The sequence below is a fragment of the Psychrobacter sp. Choline-02u-9 genome (genome assembly GCF_002836505.1).
Taxonomy (GTDB): domain Bacteria; phylum Pseudomonadota; class Gammaproteobacteria; order Pseudomonadales; family Moraxellaceae; genus Psychrobacter.
In genome coordinates this window covers 1-22,444 of the sequence record NZ_PJBF01000042.1, presented here as the reverse complement: position 1 = coordinate 22,444, position 22,444 = coordinate 1, and the positions used below count along the sequence as shown (strand labels likewise).

The window sequence follows — 22,444 nt, the reverse complement described above, 5'->3', positions numbered from 1 at the left end:
ATGGTCATAATTATTGCAGCGTTCTAACTTTATATGCTAGTCTCACCTACCGCTGTTGCTCGGCATTTACTCAGTAAAGTACGAGCAGGATTTAACGGTATCTCTATAAAAAATGATAATAAGTCTAACTATCTGAATCGATTAAACCTTGTTAATAATCGCATCAGCAAATATCATAGCTGGTCTAATATAGCTACTAAAATAGATGCATATCCGATGAGAGCAGGATCAGTTATGAAGCAGCCTAATGAAAGTACATTAGACATCGTCATTGCTTGGGTAGATGGCGCAGACCCTATACTCAAACAAAAGCGAGAACAGTATAAGCCAACTAAAGAAGTGGCATCTGACGCAATAACTGACACGCGTTTCGCCAGTGACGATGAGATATATTATAATATTGCTTCTATCATCAAATATGTGCCTTTTTGTCGTCATATATATGTCGTCACAGATCAACAAAAGCCAGCGTTCATCGATGAGTTTGCCAAGCAAGGTATTTGCTCAGCAGATAAAATACGCATTGTTGATCATAAGGACATATTTTTAGGTTATGAAGAATTTTTACCGACCTTCAACACTCGATCAATTGAGACGATGATTTGGAATATCCAAGGATTGTCTGACTATTTTATCTATATGAACGATGATTTCTTTTTTAATCAACCAGTGACGATAGATGACTTTTTAGACAGTGAGAAGCTAATCATTCATGGTGAGTGGCGTAAAAGTGCTGCTTTGAATGCCAAGCTTAATTTTCGAAAATCACGCTTTAAATTGTTTGGCACATCGATACAGCCAAGGCATACTATCGCGCAAATGTTAAGTGCTAAAATACTGGGTATGGATCAATTCTTTGAAATTCATCACTATCCTCATATCGTCGATAGGAACATATTGAAAGATTATTTGCTAAATCATCCTCAGCTGCTGACAGAGCAGATTAGATATAAATTTAGAGATGTGGCGCAGGTGAACCCAATAACCCTGATGAATCATCTTAAAATTCAAAAAAATGAAGCAAATCTAAAACCCGATACCTCTGTCAACTATCTAAAAAATGAAAGTAGTGTCGATGATTTTATTACTGCTTTAGAAGATAAATCTATCAAGTACGGTTGTATCCAAAGCCTAGATCTTCTTGAACCAGATTTACACAAAAAAATCAGCCAAGCTATGAAGCATAAATTTTTAGCGTATCTCCCCGTTTCTGTGACAGGAACACCAGCTAGCTGAGCTGACACAGTATCGTGATTTTAAATCTTATTTAGCACAAACCAATTTTGGATTAGATCCATTAAAGCGTAAACATTACTTGGATATATTATGAAAATAGCGGTAGTAGGTACAGGTTACGTAGGCCTATCAAATGCAATGCTATTGGCACAGCACAACGAAGTCGTCGCTGTCGACATTGTTCCTGAAAAAATCGACTTATTGAATGCTAAGCAATCCCCTATTGAAGATGAAGATATTGAAGACTTTTTATCAAATAGAAATCTCAACTTTTCTGCGACACTTGATGCATCGGCGGCCTATAAAGGCTCTGATTTTATTATTGTGGCGACACCAACTGATTATGACGCCAAGACCAATTATTTTAATACATCAACGGTAGAAGCAGTGATTGAGCAAGTACTTTTGGTCAATCAACAAGCGACTATCATTATCAAATCTACCGTACCAGTAGGGTATACAGCAAGTATTAGAGAGCGTTATGCGACTGACCACATTATCTTTTCACCCGAATTTTTGCGAGAAGGTAAAGCGCTGCATGACAACCTTTATCCTTCTCGAATCATTGTAGGTGAACAGTCAGAACGAGCTCAATTGTTCGCTAACTTACTACTTGAAGGCGCAATCAAAAAGGACGTACCGCTACTGTTTGTAAAGCCTACTGAAGCTGAGGCAATCAAGCTGTTTTCTAATACTTATTTAGCAATGCGCGTGGCCTATTTTAATGAGCTTGATACTTACGCTCAAACCTTTGGACTTGAAACCAAACAAATTATAGAAGGTATTGGGTTAGACCCGCGTATTGGTGATCATTATAACAATCCATCATTTGGCTATGGTGGCTACTGCTTACCTAAAGATACCAAACAGCTATTGGCGAACTATGACGAGGTGCCAAGTAACCTGATAAAAGCCATTGTCGACTCCAACAGAACTCGTAAAGATTTCATCGCTGATAAAATTATTGAAAGAAAACCAAAAATTGTAGGTATACACCGATTGGTTATGAAAAGCGGATCAGACAACTTTAGAGCTTCTGCGATACAAGGCATCATGAAACGTATTAAGGCAAAAGGTATCGAAGTCGTTGTTTACGAACCAGTATTGAAAGAAAGTACCTTTTTCAACTCACAAGTTATTCAAGACCTAGAAGCGTTTAAATCAATGAGTGATGTCATTGTGGCAAACCGTTTATCTGCTGAAATCGAAGATGTGGCGGACAAGGTCTTTACGCGTGATTTATTTGGGAGCGACTGATGAATATATTAGTCACTGGTGCGGCAGGTTTTATTGGTTTTCATTTAATCAAAGCCCTATTACAAATACAGCTGCCTAATAGCAATAACTGCATCGTTGGTATTGATAATATCAACGACTACTATGACGTGAGCTTAAAAAAAGAGCGCTTAAAACTACTAAACGAAATATCAGAAACAGAATACTTTACTTTCATTAAGCTAGACCTTGCTGATCGCGAAGCTATGTCTGATCTTTTTTCTACCTATCAATTCGATATTGTCATTAATTTAGGTGCCCAAGCAGGTGTGCGCTACTCTATCGAAAATCCGAATGCTTATATTGATTCAAATGTGGTTGGCTTTGTTAATATACTTGAGGGCTGCCGCCATCATGATATCAAGCATTTAATCTATGCAAGCTCCAGCTCAGTCTATGGTATGAATATAAAGCAGCCATTTACCACTGCTGATTGTGTTGATTTTCCTATCAGCTTATATGCAGCCACGAAAAAATCAAACGAGCTCATGGCTCATAGCTACAGCCATTTATATAATATCCCTACGACAGGATTAAGGTTTTTTACCGTTTACGGTCCTTATGGTCGACCTGATATGGCCTATTTTTCTTTTACCAAAAAAATTCTAGCTGGTGAGCCAATCAATGTCTTCAATAATGGTGATATGCAGCGTGACTTTACCTACATTGATGATATTGTAAAAGGTATCATTCGGATAATGGATAAAGCCCCCTCTCCTCAATACTCTACTATCACTACAGCGACCGCTCCATATAAAATATATAACATTGGCAATAACCAACCAGTAACTTTACGCCGTTTTATCACTGCCATCGAAAGCGCTTGTGGCAAAAAAGCGCAAGAGAATTTATTACCGATGCAAGCAGGTGATGTGCCTATTACTTATGCAGATATAGACGAGCTAGTAGATAATATTGATTTCAAACCTGATACCAGTATCGAAGATGGAATCACAAAATTTGTCGAATGGTACAAGCAATACTATTCAGTTTAAGCAGGAATATTTCATAAACTACTTTGGTATCAATTTTTTCGACAGACGTTTAAGCTCTAATTGCATCATACTTGTTCAAAGGATTTTAGTGACATGACTACACCTTCAAACTGGCAAAGAAAACTGCTATTGATATTTCTAAGTGAAAAAAGATTGAATGCGGGTAAGATTGTCAAAAACTATGATGGTAAAAGCTTTGATGAGATGAAAACGACAATAATCACTGAGTCATCGTGTGATATTGAAGCACTGACAGATGAGCGTAAAAGTACAGACTTAGAAATCCACTTAAATAATTTAAAGTATCAATCATTAGGAGACTCTGAGCTCTGCTTTTATCACAATACGCTTATTATATTGATGCGCCGCAAATACAAAATAGATAAAACTTTTGCTGAATTTGAGAGGCTTTGGGAATCAGAAAGCGACTATTTATTAGAGCACCTTTCGCTACGCTGGATTGTCTCAGCCTGCGATACTTTCATTGATCACTCAAATAACAGTCTTAGAGCTGCTATTTTAATGAACGTCATCACTCTAATGAATACCTTAAGAGTTCATGAGACTAAAAACTTTTTACAACTGAGCGCTAATGCTGAACCTAAGCCGTTATTAGACGAAAAAACCGACATACTGTATGCCGGCGATTTGCCTCTATACGATGGACTTACTTATTTCCGTATTGGTACCGATGATAGCTTAAGAAATATGCGTAAACGCTATAATAAATTTCAGAAAGTCGATAAATTGGCTACGACTATACTACTCGCTGTATTCGAAAAACTACAGAACAACCAGAGTGCTTTCGCTACTCTACGGCAATTGCATAGAGATGATTGGTCCAAATGGTGGTACGACTAAAGGATTGCCAAGTGGTGATGACCATTATTTTATACTTTCCATAAACGTATCATATTGCTTCGCTATTTTAACAGGTAACAAGTTTTCATCAAATGGGGCTTTAAACTGCTGGGGATTTATCATTGCTTGTTTCATTTTATCAGCTATTGCCTCTACATCATCCATTGGCATTAAGTTATTTTGAGGCAATAGCTCACTTGGGCCTGATGGGCAGTTTGTGCTGATAACAGGTGTACCTAGTACGAGAGCTTCGGCAATAACCAAAGCAAAACCTTCCCAGTTAGAGGTCAATATTTTAAATTGCGCATGCTTAATGTAGGGGAAAGGGTTGTCACGAAAACCTAAAAATACTACTTTGTTCGCTAAATTTAACTCTGTCACTAGCTGCTCTATCTCGCTCCTATGCTTGCCCTGACCTAGGAGTATTAATGGCATAGATTGATCAGTCTGTGCGTAAGCCTTTACCAATACATCATGGCGCTTTGCATCCTTAAAACTACCAACATGAATGATATAATTTTGATATTCAGGAACAAAAGCATCAGCTTGTTTTTGTATAGACTCTTTATCTATAGGGTTATAAATAGCCGTAGTTGGCGTAATATGACCAAAGCTCTTGATAAAATCCTGTTCTGCCCCTACGCTGACGCAAATACAAGGATGCTTTGCATATATCTCAGCCATTCTAGACTTTAGTTGCGTAGCAATATTGTTTTTGTGAAACTTATAAAGTAGTGACACTGTGTTGTGAATAACATAAAAAATATTAGGCAGTTTACTGTAGCTTAAGATGCTATCGGCACGATCTAGGTTGGATAAAATCATGTCAAAATGACCGATATAATTTGTTACATACTTATCCACTACGCTTGCAAAGATTTTATCGCGACGCTCTTTACCAGGAATGAGTTTGTAAGGTTTAAATTTGAGCACATGGTAATTTAAATTCGGATTCGTATCATATTGCATAAGCGGTTTAAAACGTAAAATATGAACATCATAGCCCAATTCAAAGAAACCCTGACCTAAAGTTAATACTACGCGCTCAGCACCTCCGCCTTGAAGACAGTTAATTACTAGCAGTACCTTTTTTTTGGGTTTAATATTATTCATTTTTCGCGCCGAAATGACATGGTTAGTCATAAAGAATCCTGTAAACTTAATTTAAAATAGATTAATTCTGTTAGGTACATTTTATTGTGATGTTTGTAATACGATATTATATGATTGAGAGTAATAGAAAAGAAAAATACCACTACCTCTTATAAATCAGCAATACTAAATTATAAGCAAACCTAATATCTATGTAGGGATAAAGTTGAAGTAAAGTTAATAGCAGTTAAAGATAACATTTGTATGTCTCAGATCAAAGAGTGGCAAAGAAAAGTCATATTGGTTTTTAACAGTAAAAAAACAAACGCTACTACAGTTATAAAGAAATTAATAAGAGAATTATCTATAAGATCAAAGCGACGCTCGTTACGAAACAGATGTGTGATTTTAACGTTTTAAGCAATAAACCTAAGAAGACTGACGTCACTGCCCATTTAGAGAATTTAAGACATTAGTTTATAGGCTAATCAAAGATATGTTTTTATAATCTTTTACCCTTTATCTTGTTACGTAGAAGATATAAAAAGAATAGTACATTTTCTGAGTTTAAGCAGTTACGGATGAAAAAGTCAGATTATCTTTTGCAAAGCTTGTCTTTAAAATAAATAATATCCACTTGCGACACTTTTATTGATCAGTCTCAATATCCGAACCATAAAGCTATATATTGCTTTTGCATATTAAATATTAGTAGTATGATCTGAAGTATCATGACTATCATGTTTTGTCGTATATTTATGTTATACGTTCAAGCTTAATGCTCAGATAGCCTGTTGTTATCTAAAAGTTAATTTTAGTACTTTAATACCTTTAAATTTAAAGTTAATTTTATCAATGGTATTGCTAAGTTGTTTAGTCAGTCGCTTTCCTTCTCTAAATAACTTACTGACAATTTTTTTCTCAGTTTTAGACGTTCCAAACCTGATTTTTCTTTCAGGCTCAAGATAACTTGTGAGAGGTGTAGTGAGGTTATGACGTTGACTTTGAATACAAATTGCAGGCACAATCTGATATATATTGGCTGCGTAGCTATATAGAAAATCACCAAAAACAATATGATCAACAGGAATTAGTTGATCATAGTTTCTTACTATATTTAGTAAAGTGTGAGCCGTTTCAAGTGTTATAATATAACCAGCGCAGCCTGTATGCTTTGTCGCTAGTTTTACAAGATTTCTGTCACCGATTTGTAAGCTTTTAGCGCTTCCGCTAACGTTAATGGTTTTATTATAAACTTCAAGTTTTAATATATGAGCGTCATCCGGCTTCCATTCTGAAATATTGTTCAAATAAAATTCTGAATCTTCACCAATATAAACATCATCTTCAAAAATGCAAACATAAGGATAGTTGTTATCCACTGCTAACTGCCAAATACTTGCATGACTCAAAAAACAAGCAATTTCATTTTTTCCTAATAGCGTATTCGCGATTGATATATTTAATTTTTTTGCGATAGCGTCAATTTGAGTGGCATCGATTGCATCAAAAAATTCATAAGGAATATTTTTATTTTCAAACTGCTCTGCGATGTGCTGCCTTCTATCTTGGGCATCTTTTAAACTAATAATGAGCTTTTTCATTAAATCCTCGGAAGTTCTTAGTCGACAAGAGATTAATTTTTTAATAATCTTGCGAAAAATGATTTTTTCTTATGCTTCTCAGCACGCGTGACTTTATTGCCTATATATCCTTGTTGTGATTTTTTTGGAAAACTACCAAATGGCTCAATTCGATAACTTTCTAAATCATATCCAGCAGTAAGCGCTTCATTATAGTAGGTATCGAAAAGATCGACCAAATCCTGTCTTGGATGTGGTAATACTTCGCCATCAAACCAATGCTCAATCCCTTCCTCACTCACTCTAGGTAAGGAGTACTTATGACTGAACTGCGTGCCCATATCCGAATAATGCAAAATTTTGATTTCTTCTATTGCTAAGTCTTCACCGTCGATACAGTTATAGCTATCTTGATAAGACTCAATCAGTTGCGGTTTTTTCTTAAACAAAGCCATCATCTCTTTGTGACTTTTGGGATCTTTTTTAAGTTTCTCAATAGGCAAAACCACATTCTTTGCAGCGTCGCAATCCCAAACACAGGTACATAGACGAGTCATATCGGCATTTGCTTTAGCGGCTACTATAGACTGTCCTTTGATAGGATGCTGCCATAGCTTTGCTAGATCGTCTAAAATAACAACATCAGCGTCCATATAGATCGCACGTCCAGAGTAATTGCAATACTCTGGAATCGCCCATCTAAAACCAGAAAAAGGCGTTGACCACTTAGTAGTATCCCAGCCCTTACCAGTCTCGGGATTTGAATACCAGTAGCTATCCGGATCGCGCGATAACTGCATCCATACTATTTCCACTGGCATACTAGTATGTTTATGAATACTATAATCTAGAACCATCATCTGCTCTAAATCACAGTTATTTGGGTCACAGCCAACAAAGACTTTGATGGTATCATTTGTTTTCATAATTCTATCCATTCACTGGGGCATGCTTCTATCTTCACGAATATAAAGATAGAAAGCATCAATACTAACGTTTGCTAATATGGTAATAACTATAAAGTTAAATCTATTCTTTCCAGTACTTCTCAATCCACCCTACTGGCAAGATAAAATGACGCAAATGGCGCAATGGGCGTTTCAAGTTTTTAGGTTCAGTAAGTCTTTTTAGATGGTCTTTGGCATTATCGGCGGCGTTTTTATTGTATCTACCTTCAATAGCATGCGTAGGATACAAATCACCTGGGAAAATAACAATACGAGCGCCTTTAGGAATCTTCGGTTCTTTGATGTAGTTAAGTGGAAACGGTTGGCGACATTTACGTCTAAAGTGTGCGACCCATGCCTTTGGAAATAGTTTTACACCACCTGGTGCATTACGGGTGACAAAACGCTGCTCAAAACGATATTCATCAGCGATACCTTGCGGGTCAGCTTTGAACTTCTCTTGAAGTGAAACAAGTGACCCTATCTGAAATCTAAAACAAGAAGTCTGCCCTAAGCGCTCTAATGGATTACTCGGGTTGTAAGACAAGATAACATCATCTGGCTCGCCATATTCAAAGAAAGGATCGAGGCTATCGACGATGATTACATCCAAATCTACAAATAATACTGTCCCTGTTAAATCACCGAGCTTTTCACCCCACAAACGGGATTTCGGCCACTTTCCTAACGTATTCGTCGGCATAGTGACATCTAATGGTGGCAATTCTTGACATTCGATTTCTGGACGTACATCAGTCGTATCATCCGTAAAACATACAAAACGAAATGGCGGAGTGATATTACGAGATACCATACCATATAGTTTATTGGCGTAATCAGCACCGTACTTTGTACCCCATTTAATACAAATAATTTGTTTGATATTTTTATTATCGGCTGTACTAGAATCTATTGGCATTGACTGCTCACTTTAATCGTATGAATAAATATGATAGCTATATTAGCATAAAAAAAAGACTGAACAATTATGTTCAGCCTTTTTGGTCTTTAAAGTAACGGCATTATTAATCAATAAAGCTTAACCAGTCCATATATTTCTCGTTGCGGCCATGAACTACATCAAAGTATAGGGTTTGTAGTTTTTCAGTCAACTCACCGCGGCCACCATTACCGATGATGCGATCGTCATATTCACGAATAGGCGTCACTTCAGCAGCAGTACCTGTCATAAATATCTCGTCAGCCAAATAAAACTCATCACGAGTGATACGGCGTTCGATAACATTGATACCTAGGTCAGCCGCGAACTGCAAGATAGTACGACGGGTAATACCGTCCAATGCACCACCTGATAGGTCTGGCGTATGTAGCTCACCATTTTTTACCAAAAATAAGTTCTCGCCTGCGCCCTGACATACAAATCCTTGTGGATCCATTAAGATAGCTTCGTCATAGCCATTACGCGTCACTTCTTGGTTTGCCATGATAGACACAGGGTAGTTACTAGAGGCTTTAGCCTTGCACATAGTCACGTTTGGCATGTGATGTGTATAAGATGACGTTTTTACACGGATGCCGTTTTTGATACCTTCCTCACCAAGATAAGCACCCCAATGCCAAGCAGCAACCATTGCATTGATGCTGTTATCACGTGAAGACAATCCAAGTTTTTCTGCACCTACCCAAATGAGCGGACGAATATAAGCTTCTGCCAAGTTGTTTTGCTTGACCACATCCTTGTGTGCTTGCTCTAGAGTGGCAGCATCAAAAGGTACGTCCATTTGGAAGATTTTGGCTGAGCCAAGGAGACGCTCGGTATGTTCTTTTAAGCGGAAAATAGCAGTACGATTATCCGCGGTTTGGTAAGCGCGTACGCCTTCAAACACAGCCATACCGTAATGCAAGCTATGTGTAAGCACATGAACTTTAGCATCTGGCTGTTCGATCATCGTGCCATTCATCCAAAGCTTACCATCTTGTGTTGCCATATTCATTTTATTGTCCTTATGCTAGCACTGACGTCTAACTTTTTTTAGGTAGGTTTTATTTAACAGTATTGATCAACATCGTATGATAACACCGCAGCGTCAATTTTTATTGCCTAAACAACAGCTTCATTATGACAAACGACTGACAGTGCTATGATGATGTGTGACCGATTATATCACTGGCCGTCTTGGCAAATGAAATCTTTTGGTTTGGCACTATATGGTTTTTAATTATATCGTTTCTAGCTACCGATTCTATCCATAGTTTTTGTTCATAGCTTTTATTGATAGCTTTTGTTCATAGCTTCTATTTATCGTAACGCATTACAGTTTAAGCGTCTCTTGGACTATCGGCAAGGCCTGAATCATACAAGTTACGATATTACTCGTCGTCTGTCTCCACGCCCATGAGATGCTGCCATTGTGACTGTACTAACGTTCGCGTCTCCTGCCATAGTGACTCATCAACGAGCAAAGACTGCTCTGATAGTGCTAATTGATGCGTGGCAGCACGTATTCTTAGATAGGCATCGGTCAAATCCTGACAGACTTGGTCATCCCAAATACCAAGCAAAGCAACTTCTGCGAAAATTCGCACATTATCGCTCCATTTGGTCAAACTCGGATATTCATGCGAGTAAGCCAATACGGCAAACTGTGCTAAGAACTCAATGTCTACAATACCGCCTGCATCTTGCTTAAGATGAAACTTGCCCGCCTCCTGTTGCCATTGGTTCGTGCCTAGATGCTTTTGCATTTTGATACGCATGCTGGTGACTTCACTACGTACTTGATCCAGTGTTCGTGGCAATGACAATACGTCGCGACGAATATCACAAAAGCGTGCAGTGACTCGTCTGTCCCCGCAAATTGCACGAGCACGTACCAACGCTTGATGCTCCCATGACCATGCTTTATCCATTTGATAGGTTTCAAACGCATGACAAGACACTACCATCATGCCAGCATTTCCTGAAGGCCGCAGACGCATATCAATCTCATAAGCACGGCCATCACGGGTTTGAGTATTGAGATAATTCATCAGCTTTTGTACAAGACGCGCGGCAAACTTCATACCACTGACTGATTTTTCACCAGTGGTCATGCCTTGCTCCTTTATCTTGTGTAAGAATACCAAGTCCAAATCTGAAGAATACGATAACTCTAAGCCACCAAGCTTGCCATAACCGATAATTGCAAAGCCGCAGTCAGCTTCAGTGACTGGGTCGCCATCTTGGCCAATAGGATACCCATAACGGTTAACAATCTCTGCAAAAGCGCGCTCTAATGCCGCTTCTAGTACCACTTCAGCGATATAAGTCAATGAATCTGACACTTTCATAATCGGGCGTTCAGCCAATACATCACTAGCAGCGACCGCCAACACTTGATTCTTTTTGAACAGACGTAGGACGCTCAATAGCTCTTCTTCATCGTTTGGCTCGACGCGTAGCAACTGTTGACGCAAGATATCGCGCAGCTCACGCTTATCTGGCAGATGGCGATAACGCTGCTGCAAAAATGTATCCAATAACACGGGATACTGAGCCAACTCTTTTGCGATCCATGGGCTGGCAGATAGCATTGGAATCAGCTCAATCGTTGCATTGGGGTTTTCAGCAATCATGACCAAGTAAATAGAACGGCGACAAATCGCTTCAAGCAGTGAGATCAATCTCGGTAAAGCAGTATTGGCAAGTTGCTGCTGTTCTTGATGCGCTAACAACGCATGGACAATGACAGGATATGCGTCGTCTAAACGCTCTCTGGCCTCATCACTTAAGTTAGCCACCATTTTTGATTGCCAAAAGTTCTGTAGTAACTCGCGATTTTCTTCCGTCAGCACTTCTTTTAAACGGGCGATTTGCTCATCTAAGTGCTCTGGTTCTAGATCGGTATCTTCGTTGTCAGGTACTTGGCGCTCAGTGACCATACGCTCAAACGGCACATTGACATTCTCGCGATGACGATTAAGCTGATCTAATAAGGCATGCCAGTTTTCAAAATTCAGCGTCACTGCTAGATTATGCTGCCACTGCTCATCGTGTGGTAAGCGCTGGGTCTGTTGGTCATTAATCGCTTGAATAGCATGCTCAAGCCGGCGTAAGAACCGATACGCTGCCTGTAGCTGCTCGTAAGTTGAATGCTCCAGGTAGCCAAGCTCAGACAATACTTGCATCGCTTGCAAGCAAGGTTTGATTTGCAGCTGTGGATGCCGGCCGCCATAGATAAGCTGAAAGGCCTGTACGATAAACTCAATATCTCTAATACCACCCGCACCAAGCTTGATATTGTCCAAGTCTTCACGCTGTGCAACTTGATTTTGAATAAGAGACTTCATCTCTCTCAATGCCGAAAACGCACTGTAGTCCACATAATAACGAAAAACAAATGGCTTAATCAGCGCTTGTATCTCTTCATAAAATGGCTGGTCTATTTGTCCGACTACGCGCGCTTTTAACCAAGCAAAACGCTCCCATGCACGCCCATGCATCGTAAAGTATTTTTGCAATGCAGACAGATGAATGGCCAAATCACTTCCATCACCCCATGGTCGCAGGCGCATATCTACTCGAAAGACAAAACCGTCAGCGGTCTTGTTATCAAGCAGTTTAATAATGCCTTGACCCAATCTGGTCATAAAGCGTTTGTTATCTATGCTACGTGTGCCTTTTGCCTTATTGCCATTGGTCTCGCCGCGTGCTTGATGCACAAATATTAGGTCAATATCACTTGATAAATTCAGCTCTTGCGCACCAAGTTTACCCATGGCCATGATTGCCATATCATCGATTTGTATATTGCCTTGTTCATTGATAAAGGTCGGCTCACCATACTTAGCAACCAAGTGCTGATAGGTATAATCCTTAGCAAAAGAGATACAGCCATCTGCAAACTCAGACAACTCATCGGTCAGCTGCTCCAGACTGATCGTCTGCAAGGCATCTTGCCAAATCCAGCGCATCATTAGTAGCGTGCGCAAGTGACGCAGACCACTCATGACCTTGATTTCATCAGCGAGTTGATAGTTCTCATCTAACGTATAATCTTGTATCAAATCATCGATTTGCTGGCGGGTCAGCGTACTATTCAATGGATAGCTACGCAAAAACGTCTGACATGAAACGGTCCGACTTTCCCAAATCTGATAAGCAAATTCGCTCGCTGTCTGCAGTACTTGCAGTTGTTCTACGGTAGGCTGATAATCTGTACCATTGTTCACACGTGAGGGCATAGCAGGTAACATAGTGACAAAAACTCCTTACATAGAATGGTAAGACTACGTGAACCTAGCTCATAAGTTTATTGTTTTTTCTTACGAGGCAGTCACAGCATCAAATAATAATACTCAGTGTGCCTGTACTTGAGATAAAACCACGTTAAATAACAGTGACTCTATTTGGTTTGCGGCGCTTTATGTTAGCATAAACATCTTTGATAGAGACGACGCACCTCTCTTTTATGACATAACGATATTTGATGTGACAGTATGATCCGCTGTATGTCGCATTATCAGTATAAATTCTGTTTTCTGTCACGCAAGTTTGCACACAAGCACTATAATAATAACGACCAAATGACTTTATACAAAGCATTTATAGCAACTCGGCCATAATTTTTAAACTCTTATTTATAATATGTGATACCGCGCCTTATGACGACCACTACCCCGTTACTACTGATTACTGCTGACCCTAGTCACCCATTGGCACACTTGGCGTTACGCTATGCACGCGCTTACCTAAATGGCGCAGCGAATAGTGATGATATTGATCACACTGACACTAATAGTACAGGTACAGGCGGCAGCGATAATGCTACTTCTGAACAACCATTGCTCAATGTCTTCTTTTATGGCGATTCGGCTCATATAGCCAATCGATTGCGTTGGCAGTCAGCCGATCAATTAGACTTGACCAAAGAATGGCAGTCTTTGGCTGAGCAGTATCAATTACCCCTGCCTGTCTGTGTCAGTACAGCACTTAGTCGCGGTGTGAGTGATGTAGACAATAGCTCACGCCATCAGCTTGACGGTACCAATCTTGCGACAGGGTTTACGTTAGTGGGACTTAGTGAGCTTGCGATGATGATGCAGGATGACTGTCGTTTGATACAGTTTTGATAGCGTGTCGCTTGATAGTTTGTATATTAAGATCACTAGTAGCGGTAACTATTTTTAGGAATACATAATGAGATTATTAATTCAGCTGCACACGCCCACTGAAGCAGCAAGCTACGAAGGTTGTGCGCTTGCGCTAACTTTAGCGACATTTGGTCATGAGGTGCAACTATTCTTAGATGCGCCAGTCTTTGGCTTATTGATGCAATCTGACTCGCGGCTACATGGCATGATTCAGTCACTTGAGCTTTACGATATGCCCGCAGCTTGGCTACCTGATGACGTCTTTAGTGGCTGGGTCACTGGTATGTTGCCGACAGATCTGGCATCACAGCTCACACTCGTGCCAGAGGTCATCAATTCGCAAGACTTTGAGCAGATACTTACCTTTTAAATCGCTATATAACTTAGATTTATAAAATAATAAAGCACGTAATCGGATACCTTTATGGCAACTTTATATCAATTGCATAGCACGATGGCTACCCTTAGACGCAGTACTGAAGAGATGTCTCGCACTTGGCGCACGGGCGACAGCATCCTTCTGCTTGGTGCTACCTCTGCTTTCATCGATTGGCTCAATGCTTATTTAAATGATAGCGATATCGAGGATATTGCTGGTATTTACGCATTAGCAGATGACATCGCCCAGCTCACAACAAATACAACTGGCAAACTTAATTTAGAAACTAAGTTGACTGCTATTTTAACCGACGCAGAATGGGTCGAACTGACTCAGAGCAGTCAGTTTGATAAAGTGGTGACGATTGCCTTATGAGTAATGACATGACCACTCACAACGCTACATTATCAGCGGCTAATATCGAATTAGATCAAGACGGTCATCTGTGTGACCATACGATTTGGACACCTGCTATCGCACAGCAATTGGCAGACACACTAGAGGTCAATCTGAGCGATGAGCATTTAGAAATTTTGCAACAAGTGCGCGCGTTTTTTGACAAATTTAATCACGCGCCTGCAACCCGTCCATTAATCAAATGGCTACAAAAGACTTTGCCAGAACTCGATATTAGCAATCAAAAGCTACAGCAATTGTTTAACACAGGTTTGGTCGCGCGTCATGTCAATCGCTTAGCAGGACTACCAAAACCACCAAACTGTTTATAAGTTCTTTATAAGCGATCAGATACAATCAATGTCGCACTAGAAACTCATCATATGTACATGAGCAGTATCTAATATTTTACTGCTCATTAAGTACGCAAATACTTTTAAGTCTATAGTTATTGCTTTATAGAAACGCTATTTTGGGTCATAGACTGTCAACGTCTCATAACCGACACTACGACCCTCATCGCCTGTAAATCCTTGCTGTCGCCATATTTCGTACAAACAAATGGCTACGCTATTTGATAAGTTTAAACTACGCGAGTCAGCTAGCATAGGCAGTCTTAGCCAGTTATCAGCACCGATATCTTCGCGTATATCATCTGCCAGACCTGCTGTCTCAGAACCAAAGACTAGCGCAATATTGGGCATAGCAGCCTTATCAGATGCTTCAGAGTCCGAGTGCTTACCAAAATCATAATCATAAAACGGTTTGCTTAGCTTGGTTGTCAATGCGGTAACCACATGGCAATCAGCAGTTTTTAGAGCTTGTCTCGCAGCTGTCCAATCATCATGCACTTGCAAATGGGCATATTCATGGTAATCGAGACCTGCGCGGCGTAGCTTTTTATCATCAAGCTCAAACCCTAACGGTCTGACTAAATGCAGCTGTGCCCCGCTATTGGCACACAGTCGAATAATATTTCCAGTGTTGCTCGGCATTTTTGGTGCTACTAGCACGATATGGATGGTCATTCTTACTCCGCAAATATTCAACGCTCTATTATTTAAGTTTATGAGCAGTAGGTAATCGAAAGTTACAGTTTACTGCCAATAATTACATTTTGATACTGTGCAGCGTTTTTAACTTTCATTATGATGTCTGTAATGGATAGCGCGATAGCATTTATGTATGACTGTCTCATCCAATACCCCTTCAGTGAAGCTTGAGCACGATGCTTAGCGTCACTGTTGTTATTTATAACCATTCATTTATCTTTGAGGATACTATTATGAAAAAAGTAATCATCGCATCTTTAACTGCTATGTTCGTTCTAACTGGTTGCAACACGTTCAAAGGCCTTGGCCAAGACGTATCAAGCGCCGGAAATGCTGTAACTGGCGGCGCACAAGACGTACAAGATAAAATCTAAGGTCTACTTTTTTTAGATTTTTAAAAAGGCTTATCATTCATTTGATAAGTCTTTTTTGTGTTCTTACTTCGCTGCTGTTAAACAATTACTCAAGCACGATTTTATAAAAACGCGCGTAATATCTGATTGAGATAACGCTGACCTAATACGGTCGGTTGCAACTGCGTATCGCTATCTACCAACAATCCTTGTTTGACCAAACTGTTTACTTGTTCAGCAATACTATCAAGCGTTAATCCAGTTCTCTTTTCAAACAGTGACCAAGCGACACCGCCATGTAAGCGTAATGCATTTAGCATAAACTCACTCACCAATTCTTCTTGATCAATCGCTTGCCAGCCAACCATTTTTGGTGTGATTTGGCGTATGTCAGACTTCTCTGTGGTATCTGGATTTATTACTACATAATCTTTTGGCAAACGTGATTTGCTAAAGCGATAGATACCTGACGCTACTAACAAGTCATCTTCCATCTTATCTTTTACGTCTGACGAGTTACTACCATTGCTATCGTTACGACCAATCGTCACTTTACCATGTGCACCAGCGCCAATAGCTAAATAGTCGCCAAACTGCCAATAGTTGATATTATGACGACATGGTTTGTCTGACTCGCCTGCCCACGCAGATACCTCATAGTTGCTATAGCCTAATTGCTGCAATAGCGACTGACCTGCTTGTTCAATATCTGCCAAATTGTCTTCATCGGGTAAAATAGGCTGGCTACGGTAAAACACGGTATTTGGCTCAATAGTCAGTTGATACCAAGAGATATGCGTTGCGCCAGCATCATGCGCCATTTGAATATCTTCTAGCGCTTCGTTCATGGTTTGCTTCGGTAGACCGTGCATCAGGTCGACGTTGACCCGTACAAATCCAGCCGCTTTGGCCGCGCTAATCGCTGATAATGCTTGCACAGGATCGTGGATACGTCCAAGTACCTTTAGCTTATCGGCGGCGAAGCTCTGTACGCCGATAGACAGACGATTGATACCAACCTCTAAATACTGCGCAAATGGTGCATGCTCAAGCGTGCCAGGATTGGCCTCCATCGTGACTTCGATGTCTTCTGCAAATTCAAAACACGTACGTAACCCAGTAAACAATCGCTGATACTGGGCAATAGGTAGCAAAGACGGCGTACCACCACCGATAAATATCGAACCAATTTTTCGGTTCTGAGCTAAAGGTTGCTGCATTGCGGCATCTAACAGTAACGCATCGACGTATTCCTCATACATGGATAGCTCACTGTCTATCGGTAGCTCATGCGAATTAAAATCGCAATAAGGACACTTCTTTACACACCACGGGATGTGAATGTAAAGAGACAATGGAATGTCGGTCACATCTACCGCGATAGTATCCGTCGTTGGTTCAGTAAGGCTTAACGTATTCAGGTCATTTGGCATGCTGTCTGTATTCACTTTGGGCATAAATAAACTTATTTTGTAGTGAGCAATAATGATCGATATCAAAAGTAAGGCTAGGATAGCGACTAGATGAGATAAAGAAAAGCCTATCTATCATAAAACTATTAACAAAGCCATGTACAAATCCCCTATTCATCATGGTAACTTATGGGCAGCATATAGATGCTCTCCCTAAGTTCTATTAAAAACAGACCCTACTAAGAAAAAACGCTATTAAAAATGAAAGTATGTTTAAGAGCCGGTCTGTAGATAGTGAGTTAATAAAAAGTTAGTTGATAAAAATTAACTCTAATAATTTTAAGAACAAATTGAAAAATAAATAAAAAATCAAAGGACAGGTATATGGCGTATTGGTTAATGAAATCCAACCCTAAATTTTTTGGTATTGAAGATTTGCAGCGCCTGGGCACCGACGGTTGGGACGGTGTCCGCAACTACCGCGCACGTAACTTTATGCGTGATGATATGAAAGTTGGTGACAAAGTGTTCTTTTATCACTCTAGCGCCAAGCCGTCTGGAGTCGCTGGTATTATGACAGTGACTACAGCAGGGTATCCTGATCCTACTCAGTTTCACCCTGAGCATCGTCACTATGATCCTATTGCGACTGAAGATGCACCTCGCTGGTATATGGTCGATCTCACTTTTGAGCAAGCTTTTACAGAGGTATTACCACTATCAGAGCTAAAATTTTTGCCAGCTTTGGAAGATTCCTTATTACTTAGGAAAGGATGTCAGCAATTAACAGTGATTCCATTAGAGCCCAAACATTGGCAAGCGATTATGGATATGGCGGAGACACTTGAGTTGTTACCGGAGTAAACTCATTGATTTAACTATTGGCTGTTGTCCGTCAACTATAAAATAGAGTACAAAAAACCTAAGATTAATACCTGTATAGCGGCGCTAAAGCGTTGACATCATAGTGTGGCTTATTTACCATCTTACTATGTATATGACCTGTCAATCCACTACTTGGATCGACGGGTTATTTTTATTTTAGTGTCTTTACTTTTATTTTCATACTCTGTCTATCTACTTATGCAACATTATAAGCTTGCTCATATTATTTATCGGAGTATTATCGTCGGCACTACGCTCTCCTTGCTGCGTCAATCTTAGTCGATTGATAGCAGTGTTTGTTTATTAATAATTATCTTAATAACAATTACCGCAAAGAATAAAAAGTTGCTTACCATGGTTTTTCCATTGTCTTTCAAAGATTTTAAAAGCTACAGCTTACGTTTAGGCATACTTGCCCTCCCTATCTTAATTACTCAGTTTTGCCAAGCCGCACTTGGCGTGGTCGATGCCATCATGGCAGGTCAAGTATCGGCGCTTGATTTGGCTGCGGTAGCAGTTGGCTCTGGTATTTGGCTACCGCTGTTTTTATTGGCCACAGGTGTGCTTATCGCAACCACGCCTCTGATTGGTGAGGCGATTGGTCAAGACCAGCATGGCCAAGTGCCGCATATCACGCAGCAGTCTCTATGGACGGCAGGTGTCATTGGCATTATTGGTTTTATCATTGTTAATTTGGCTCCTAATGTTCTTGGCATTATGGGTGTCCCAGAAAACATTCAGCCGATAGCGACGCAATATTTACATGGTGTCTCATTTGGTTTCCCAGCGCTCGCTGTATATGCTGTTCTACGCAGTTATTGTGAGGCACTGGGTCGTCCTGAGCCTGTGACTGTCATTAGCATCATTGGCCTGCTCGCAGATATTCCTTTGAACTATATATTTATTCATGGGTTATTTGGCATGCCAGAAATGGGCGGTGCAGGCTGCGGGGTGGCGACAGCATTGGTCTTATGGATAAATGTCCTATTGCTTGCAGCCTATACTAGCTTTACAAAGCGCCGCGAATTTGTGAGCACACGATTTTTTTATGGCTTCTCTAGCCCTAACCGAACACAGATCAAAAAGCTGTTAAAACTTGGTATCCCTATTGGTATCTCTATCTTCTTCGAAGCCAGTTTATTTAGCTTAGGCGCACTCGTCATTAGCCCATTGGGCGAGCTGGCAACAGCATCGCATCAAGTGGCACTGTCAGTGACCTCACAGTTATTTATGATACCGATATCTGTCGCCATGGCGCTCACTATCATGGTCTCCAATCGATTTGGTCAAAAAAACCTATTGGCACTGCGCCAAGTGCAAGCTACTGGACTGGTATGGACCGTATTGATCGCTTTGACCTGCATGCTTGGGATATGGCTATTCAGACCAGAACTGGCAGCAGCATTCACGGATAACCCAGAAGTTAGAGCACAGTCTATGCATTTGCTTATCTTTGCACTTGCTTATCAGTTGTTTGATGGCTGGCAAGTTAACGTCGCTGGTATATTGCGCGGTATGCAAGATACCACCATACCGATGTGGGTAACGCTCTTCTGCTATTGGTTAGTGGCCCTACCACTTGGCGTCTATCTGGTGCGTTTCACTGACGTTGGCGCACAAGGATTTTGGATGGCGTTGATTACAGGTTTGTTCTTATCATCTATTTTACTTACTTTGCGTCTACGCTATCAGCAAAAACGCTTAACTATACTATGGGGTTGAGCCAATTGCTTATGGATTGCATTTTATAATCATTGTTAGCGTTATTTGATCATACAGACTATGAAAAATCGTAGATATTTTCTTACTAAAAAGATGGCTTACGTCAAAATATGTAAAAATTCTCAGTTAACAACTGTACATTGATTGCTCATTGCCCTGAATCTAGGTATCATTAGCAATTAATTAGACAATATTTAGTTACACTATTTCTCGAATTTAGTACAAGGCCAGATAAAAACTATGGATATTGAAAAAATACGCACCCTCATCGCCCTTATGGAAGAAAGTGAACTGGTTAATTTAGAAATCAGTTCTGACGACGAGCATATTAGCTTAACTCGTCACTATGACGCGCCTGCGCCAACTATGATGGCTGCGAGCGCTGCTCCTGCTGCCGCTGTCGAAGGCAAACCTGCAGAAAAAGCGGGTAGCGTTGAGTCTTCACCAATGGTTGGTGTTTTTTATTCAGCACCAAGTCCTAATGATCCACCATTTGTGAAAGTTGGTCAAAAAGTTCAGGCAGGTGATACTTTAGGTATTATCGAAGCGATGAAAATCATGAACCCGCTTGAAGCGACTCAAAGTGGTATTGTTGACGAGATCTTGGTAGATAACTCTGAAGTCGTACAGTTCGGTCAACCTGTCATACGCTATAAAGCGTAACGATATTTGCCATACTTTATTTCATTATGGCTGGCTTTTGGTATATATACTGCGTCAATGCTAAACAACCTGATGCTATGTATCGAAACTCAGTCAATGACTGACGCTTCGACAAGGATGAACCCATGATAAAAAAATTGCTCATTGCCAACAGAGGCGAAATTGCCCTGCGCATCGTCCGCGCCTGTAAAGCGCTAGGTATCGAAACGGTAGGTGTCTACTCTACTGCGGATGCCAACTTGATGCACTTGCGCTTTGTTGATGAGGCAATTTGTATTGGCAAGCCTAATGCTAACCAAAGCTACCTTGATATCAATACCATCTTAACCGCTGCTGAAATCACTGGTGCAGATGCTATCCATCCCGGTTATGGCTTTTTGTCTGAGAATGCTGAATTTGCTGAACAAGTAGAAGAAGCAGGATTGACCTTCGTTGGTCCTAATGCTGATCATATTCGCCTTATGGGCAACAAAGTTTCTGCCATCAATGCTATGAAAAAAGCGGGCGTACCAACTGTACCTGGTTCAGTTGGCGCTGTGACCCTGCATAATGCTGAAGAGCAAGCACGCAATATCGGCTTCCCACTATTGATTAAAGCGGCTTCTGGCGGTGGTGGACGCGGTATGCGTGTGGTTGAACGCTTCGATGAACTAATTGGTCAGGTACAAGCGGCCAAACAAGAAGCTGAGCTCTGGTTCGGTGACGACACTGTCTATATGGAGCGCTATCTACAGAACCCACGCCACGTAGAAGTACAGGTGTTGGGTGACGGTAATGGTAATGCTATCCATCTATATGATCGTGATTGCTCATTGCAGCGTCGCCATCAAAAAGTACTAGAAGAAGCACCTGCGCCTGACATCCCAGATGATGTACGTGAGCCAATCTTAAAGGCGTGTGTAAAAGCTTGCGAGCTTGTTAAGTATCGCGGTGCCGGCACATTTGAGTTCTTGTTTGAAAATAACGAATTTTTCTTTATTGAAATGAACACTCGTGTACAGGTTGAGCATCCAGTGACTGAGATGATTACTGGTATTGATGTTGTTGTCGAACAGCTCAAAATTGCTGCCGGTTACGGCCTGTCTTATCGTCAGAGTGAGATTGAGATTCAGGGTCATGCGATCGAATGTCGTATCAATGCCGAAGATGCAGCGACTTTCGTACCTTGCCCAGGTACTATCAGTCAATTGTTCACGCCAAGTGGTTCTGGTATCCGTTTTGACTCTCATCTATACCCTGGCTATGAGATACCGACCTATTACGATTCATTGATTGGTAAGCTTATATGTCACGGTCAAACTCGTCAGCAAGCTATTGCTAAGACAGTACATGCCCTTGATGAGCTGATTATCGAAGGTATCAAAACCAATATACCTTTGCATCGTGATGTGATTTTGGCGGATGATAACTTTACTCGTGAAGCGCAAAATATTCACTATCTCGAAAGAGAGCTGCTGACTGCAAATAAAGCTAAAAAAGACTCGTAGGCTGAAATACTTA

Annotated in this window: 21 protein-coding genes; 13 read left to right on the top strand and 8 right to left on the bottom strand. The window is 40.5% G+C overall.

Going from position 1 to position 22,444, the window contains the following annotated elements; all coding sequences use genetic code 11:
* The first annotated feature begins 234 nt into the window (after positions 1 to 234).
* The 4 genes from CXF69_RS03745 to CXF69_RS03730 all read left to right on the top strand — a co-directional run bounded on the left by CXF69_RS03745 (position 235) and on the right by CXF69_RS03730 (position 4,367).
* Positions 235 to 1,236 carry a Stealth CR1 domain-containing protein gene (locus CXF69_RS03745; protein ID WP_101204433.1) on the top strand — a complete coding sequence of 334 codons (1,002 nt, stop codon included), beginning with the start codon at positions 235 to 237 and terminating at the stop codon, positions 1,234 to 1,236.
* 90 nt (positions 1,237 to 1,326) lie between these two features.
* Positions 1,327 to 2,493, top strand: a complete 1,167-nt coding sequence (locus CXF69_RS03740; protein WP_101204432.1) for a nucleotide sugar dehydrogenase — start codon at positions 1,327 to 1,329, stop codon at positions 2,491 to 2,493.
* Positions 2,493 to 3,506, top strand: coding sequence for an NAD-dependent epimerase (locus CXF69_RS03735; protein WP_101204431.1), 1,014 nt, complete (start codon positions 2,493 to 2,495; stop codon positions 3,504 to 3,506). The genes CXF69_RS03740 and CXF69_RS03735 overlap by 1 nt, the downstream gene beginning before the upstream one ends.
* A 93-nt stretch (positions 3,507 to 3,599) precedes the next feature.
* Positions 3,600 to 4,367, top strand: coding sequence for a hypothetical protein (locus tag CXF69_RS03730; protein ID WP_101204430.1), 768 nt, complete (start codon positions 3,600 to 3,602; stop codon positions 4,365 to 4,367).
* Positions 4,368 to 4,391: 24 nt separating this feature from the next.
* Here the strand turns inward: CXF69_RS03730 and CXF69_RS03725 are convergent, their stop codons facing one another.
* The 6 genes from CXF69_RS03725 to glnE all read right to left on the bottom strand — a co-directional run bounded on the left by CXF69_RS03725 (position 4,392) and on the right by glnE (position 13,185).
* Positions 4,392 to 5,510, bottom strand: coding sequence for a glycosyltransferase (locus tag CXF69_RS03725; RefSeq protein ID WP_227522869.1), 1,119 nt, complete (start codon positions 5,508 to 5,510; stop codon positions 4,392 to 4,394).
* A gap of 746 nt (positions 5,511 to 6,256) precedes the next feature.
* Entirely contained in the window at positions 6,257 to 7,063 is an 807-nt protein-coding gene (locus CXF69_RS03720) for a glycosyltransferase family 25 protein (protein ID WP_101204429.1), read from the bottom strand.
* A gap of 32 nt (positions 7,064 to 7,095) precedes the next feature.
* Positions 7,096 to 7,968, bottom strand: a complete 873-nt coding sequence (locus CXF69_RS03715; protein ID WP_101204428.1) for a glycosyltransferase — start codon at positions 7,966 to 7,968, stop codon at positions 7,096 to 7,098.
* A 103-nt stretch (positions 7,969 to 8,071) separates the two neighbouring features.
* Positions 8,072 to 8,908, bottom strand: coding sequence for a glycosyl transferase (locus tag CXF69_RS03710; RefSeq protein WP_101204427.1), 837 nt, complete (start codon positions 8,906 to 8,908; stop codon positions 8,072 to 8,074).
* A gap of 106 nt (positions 8,909 to 9,014) precedes the next feature.
* Positions 9,015 to 9,944 (bottom strand): branched-chain amino acid transaminase, encoded by a 930-nt coding sequence (locus CXF69_RS03705; protein ID WP_101204426.1) that lies wholly within the window; start codon positions 9,942 to 9,944, stop codon positions 9,015 to 9,017.
* Positions 9,945 to 10,320: 376 nt separating this feature from the next.
* Positions 10,321 to 13,185, bottom strand: a complete 2,865-nt coding sequence (glnE, locus tag CXF69_RS03700; protein WP_102078392.1) for a bifunctional [glutamate--ammonia ligase]-adenylyl-L-tyrosine phosphorylase/[glutamate--ammonia-ligase] adenylyltransferase — start codon at positions 13,183 to 13,185, stop codon at positions 10,321 to 10,323.
* 408 nt (positions 13,186 to 13,593) lie between these two features.
* On the opposite strand from glnE, the gene tusD reads away from it, so the two are divergent.
* From tusD to CXF69_RS03680, 4 genes are all read left to right on the top strand, one after another.
* On the top strand, positions 13,594 to 14,061 hold the full coding sequence (tusD, locus tag CXF69_RS03695) for a sulfurtransferase complex subunit TusD (protein ID WP_101204424.1): 468 nt from the start codon (positions 13,594 to 13,596) through the stop codon (positions 14,059 to 14,061).
* A 67-nt stretch (positions 14,062 to 14,128) separates the two neighbouring features.
* A complete protein-coding gene (locus CXF69_RS03690) occupies positions 14,129 to 14,452 on the top strand; it encodes a hypothetical protein (protein WP_101204423.1) in 324 nt (107 codons plus the stop codon).
* Between the two features lie 54 nt (positions 14,453 to 14,506).
* On the top strand, positions 14,507 to 14,836 hold the full coding sequence (locus CXF69_RS03685) for a hypothetical protein (protein WP_101204422.1): 330 nt from the start codon (positions 14,507 to 14,509) through the stop codon (positions 14,834 to 14,836).
* An 8-nt stretch (positions 14,837 to 14,844) separates the two neighbouring features.
* A complete protein-coding gene (locus CXF69_RS03680; protein WP_227678817.1) occupies positions 14,845 to 15,189 on the top strand; it encodes a TusE/DsrC/DsvC family sulfur relay protein in 345 nt (114 codons plus the stop codon).
* Between the two features lie 135 nt (positions 15,190 to 15,324).
* Here CXF69_RS03680 and CXF69_RS03675 read toward each other — a convergent pair whose 3' ends face one another.
* On the bottom strand, positions 15,325 to 15,885 hold the full coding sequence (locus CXF69_RS03675; RefSeq protein WP_101204420.1) for a tRNA (cytidine(34)-2'-O)-methyltransferase: 561 nt from the start codon (positions 15,883 to 15,885) through the stop codon (positions 15,325 to 15,327).
* Between the two features lie 257 nt (positions 15,886 to 16,142).
* Between CXF69_RS03675 and CXF69_RS03670 the strand changes: the two genes are divergently transcribed.
* On the top strand, positions 16,143 to 16,283 hold the full coding sequence (locus tag CXF69_RS03670; RefSeq protein ID WP_101204419.1) for an entericidin A/B family lipoprotein: 141 nt from the start codon (positions 16,143 to 16,145) through the stop codon (positions 16,281 to 16,283).
* A 101-nt stretch (positions 16,284 to 16,384) separates the two neighbouring features.
* On the opposite strand, the gene hemW is transcribed toward CXF69_RS03670, so the two are convergent.
* Positions 16,385 to 17,695 (bottom strand): radical SAM family heme chaperone HemW, encoded by a 1,311-nt coding sequence (gene hemW, locus CXF69_RS03665; RefSeq protein ID WP_101204564.1) that lies wholly within the window; start codon positions 17,693 to 17,695, stop codon positions 16,385 to 16,387.
* Between the two features lie 363 nt (positions 17,696 to 18,058).
* Between hemW and CXF69_RS03660 the strand changes: the two genes are divergently transcribed.
* The 4 genes from CXF69_RS03660 (at position 18,059) to accC (ending at position 22,431) form a co-directional block, all read left to right on the top strand.
* Positions 18,059 to 18,538 (top strand): EVE domain-containing protein, encoded by a 480-nt coding sequence (locus CXF69_RS03660; protein WP_101204418.1) that lies wholly within the window; start codon positions 18,059 to 18,061, stop codon positions 18,536 to 18,538.
* A 375-nt stretch (positions 18,539 to 18,913) separates the two neighbouring features.
* The gene (locus CXF69_RS03655) at positions 18,914 to 20,281 is read left to right on the top strand and encodes an MATE family efflux transporter (protein ID WP_101204417.1); all 1,368 of its coding nucleotides are present in this window, start codon (positions 18,914 to 18,916) and stop codon (positions 20,279 to 20,281) included.
* A gap of 240 nt (positions 20,282 to 20,521) precedes the next feature.
* The gene (gene accB / locus CXF69_RS03650; protein WP_101204416.1) at positions 20,522 to 20,944 is read left to right on the top strand and encodes an acetyl-CoA carboxylase biotin carboxyl carrier protein; all 423 of its coding nucleotides are present in this window, start codon (positions 20,522 to 20,524) and stop codon (positions 20,942 to 20,944) included.
* 125 nt (positions 20,945 to 21,069) lie between these two features.
* Positions 21,070 to 22,431, top strand: coding sequence for an acetyl-CoA carboxylase biotin carboxylase subunit (accC, locus tag CXF69_RS03645; protein ID WP_057759692.1), 1,362 nt, complete (start codon positions 21,070 to 21,072; stop codon positions 22,429 to 22,431).
* Positions 22,432 to 22,444: the final 13 nt, after the last annotated feature.

Excerpts from the sequence above, each read along its gene's own strand:
- hemW (WP_101204564.1), bottom strand. The coding sequence starts at position 17,695 with ATGCCAAATGACCTGAATACGTTAAGCCTTACTGAACCAACGACGGAT.
- tusD (WP_101204424.1), top strand. The coding sequence starts at position 13,594 with ATGACGACCACTACCCCGTTACTACTGATTACTGCTGACCCTAGTCAC.
- CXF69_RS03670 (WP_101204419.1), top strand. The coding sequence starts at position 16,143 with ATGAAAAAAGTAATCATCGCATCTTTAACTGCTATGTTCGTTCTAACT.
- CXF69_RS03660 (WP_101204418.1), top strand. The coding sequence starts at position 18,059 with ATGGCGTATTGGTTAATGAAATCCAACCCTAAATTTTTTGGTATTGAA.
- glnE (WP_102078392.1), bottom strand. The coding sequence starts at position 13,185 with ATGTTACCTGCTATGCCCTCACGTGTGAACAATGGTACAGATTATCAG.
- accC (WP_057759692.1), top strand. The coding sequence starts at position 21,070 with ATGATAAAAAAATTGCTCATTGCCAACAGAGGCGAAATTGCCCTGCGC.
- CXF69_RS03740 (WP_101204432.1), top strand. The coding sequence starts at position 1,327 with ATGAAAATAGCGGTAGTAGGTACAGGTTACGTAGGCCTATCAAATGCA.
- accB (WP_101204416.1), top strand. The coding sequence starts at position 20,522 with ATGGATATTGAAAAAATACGCACCCTCATCGCCCTTATGGAAGAAAGT.
- CXF69_RS03710 (WP_101204427.1), bottom strand. The coding sequence starts at position 8,908 with ATGCCAATAGATTCTAGTACAGCCGATAATAAAAATATCAAACAAATT.
- CXF69_RS03730 (WP_101204430.1), top strand. The coding sequence starts at position 3,600 with ATGACTACACCTTCAAACTGGCAAAGAAAACTGCTATTGATATTTCTA.
- CXF69_RS03655 (WP_101204417.1), top strand. The coding sequence starts at position 18,914 with ATGGTTTTTCCATTGTCTTTCAAAGATTTTAAAAGCTACAGCTTACGT.
- CXF69_RS03720 (WP_101204429.1), bottom strand. The coding sequence starts at position 7,063 with ATGAAAAAGCTCATTATTAGTTTAAAAGATGCCCAAGATAGAAGGCAG.
- CXF69_RS03715 (WP_101204428.1), bottom strand. The coding sequence starts at position 7,968 with ATGAAAACAAATGATACCATCAAAGTCTTTGTTGGCTGTGACCCAAAT.
- CXF69_RS03725 (WP_227522869.1), bottom strand. The coding sequence starts at position 5,510 with ATGACTAACCATGTCATTTCGGCGCGAAAAATGAATAATATTAAACCC.
- CXF69_RS03680 (WP_227678817.1), top strand. The coding sequence starts at position 14,845 with ATGACCACTCACAACGCTACATTATCAGCGGCTAATATCGAATTAGAT.
- CXF69_RS03675 (WP_101204420.1), bottom strand. The coding sequence starts at position 15,885 with ATGACCATCCATATCGTGCTAGTAGCACCAAAAATGCCGAGCAACACT.
- CXF69_RS03735 (WP_101204431.1), top strand. The coding sequence starts at position 2,493 with ATGAATATATTAGTCACTGGTGCGGCAGGTTTTATTGGTTTTCATTTA.
- CXF69_RS03685 (WP_101204422.1), top strand. The coding sequence starts at position 14,507 with ATGGCAACTTTATATCAATTGCATAGCACGATGGCTACCCTTAGACGC.
- CXF69_RS03745 (WP_101204433.1), top strand. The coding sequence starts at position 235 with ATGAAGCAGCCTAATGAAAGTACATTAGACATCGTCATTGCTTGGGTA.
- CXF69_RS03690 (WP_101204423.1), top strand. The coding sequence starts at position 14,129 with ATGAGATTATTAATTCAGCTGCACACGCCCACTGAAGCAGCAAGCTAC.
- CXF69_RS03705 (WP_101204426.1), bottom strand. The coding sequence starts at position 9,944 with ATGAATATGGCAACACAAGATGGTAAGCTTTGGATGAATGGCACGATG.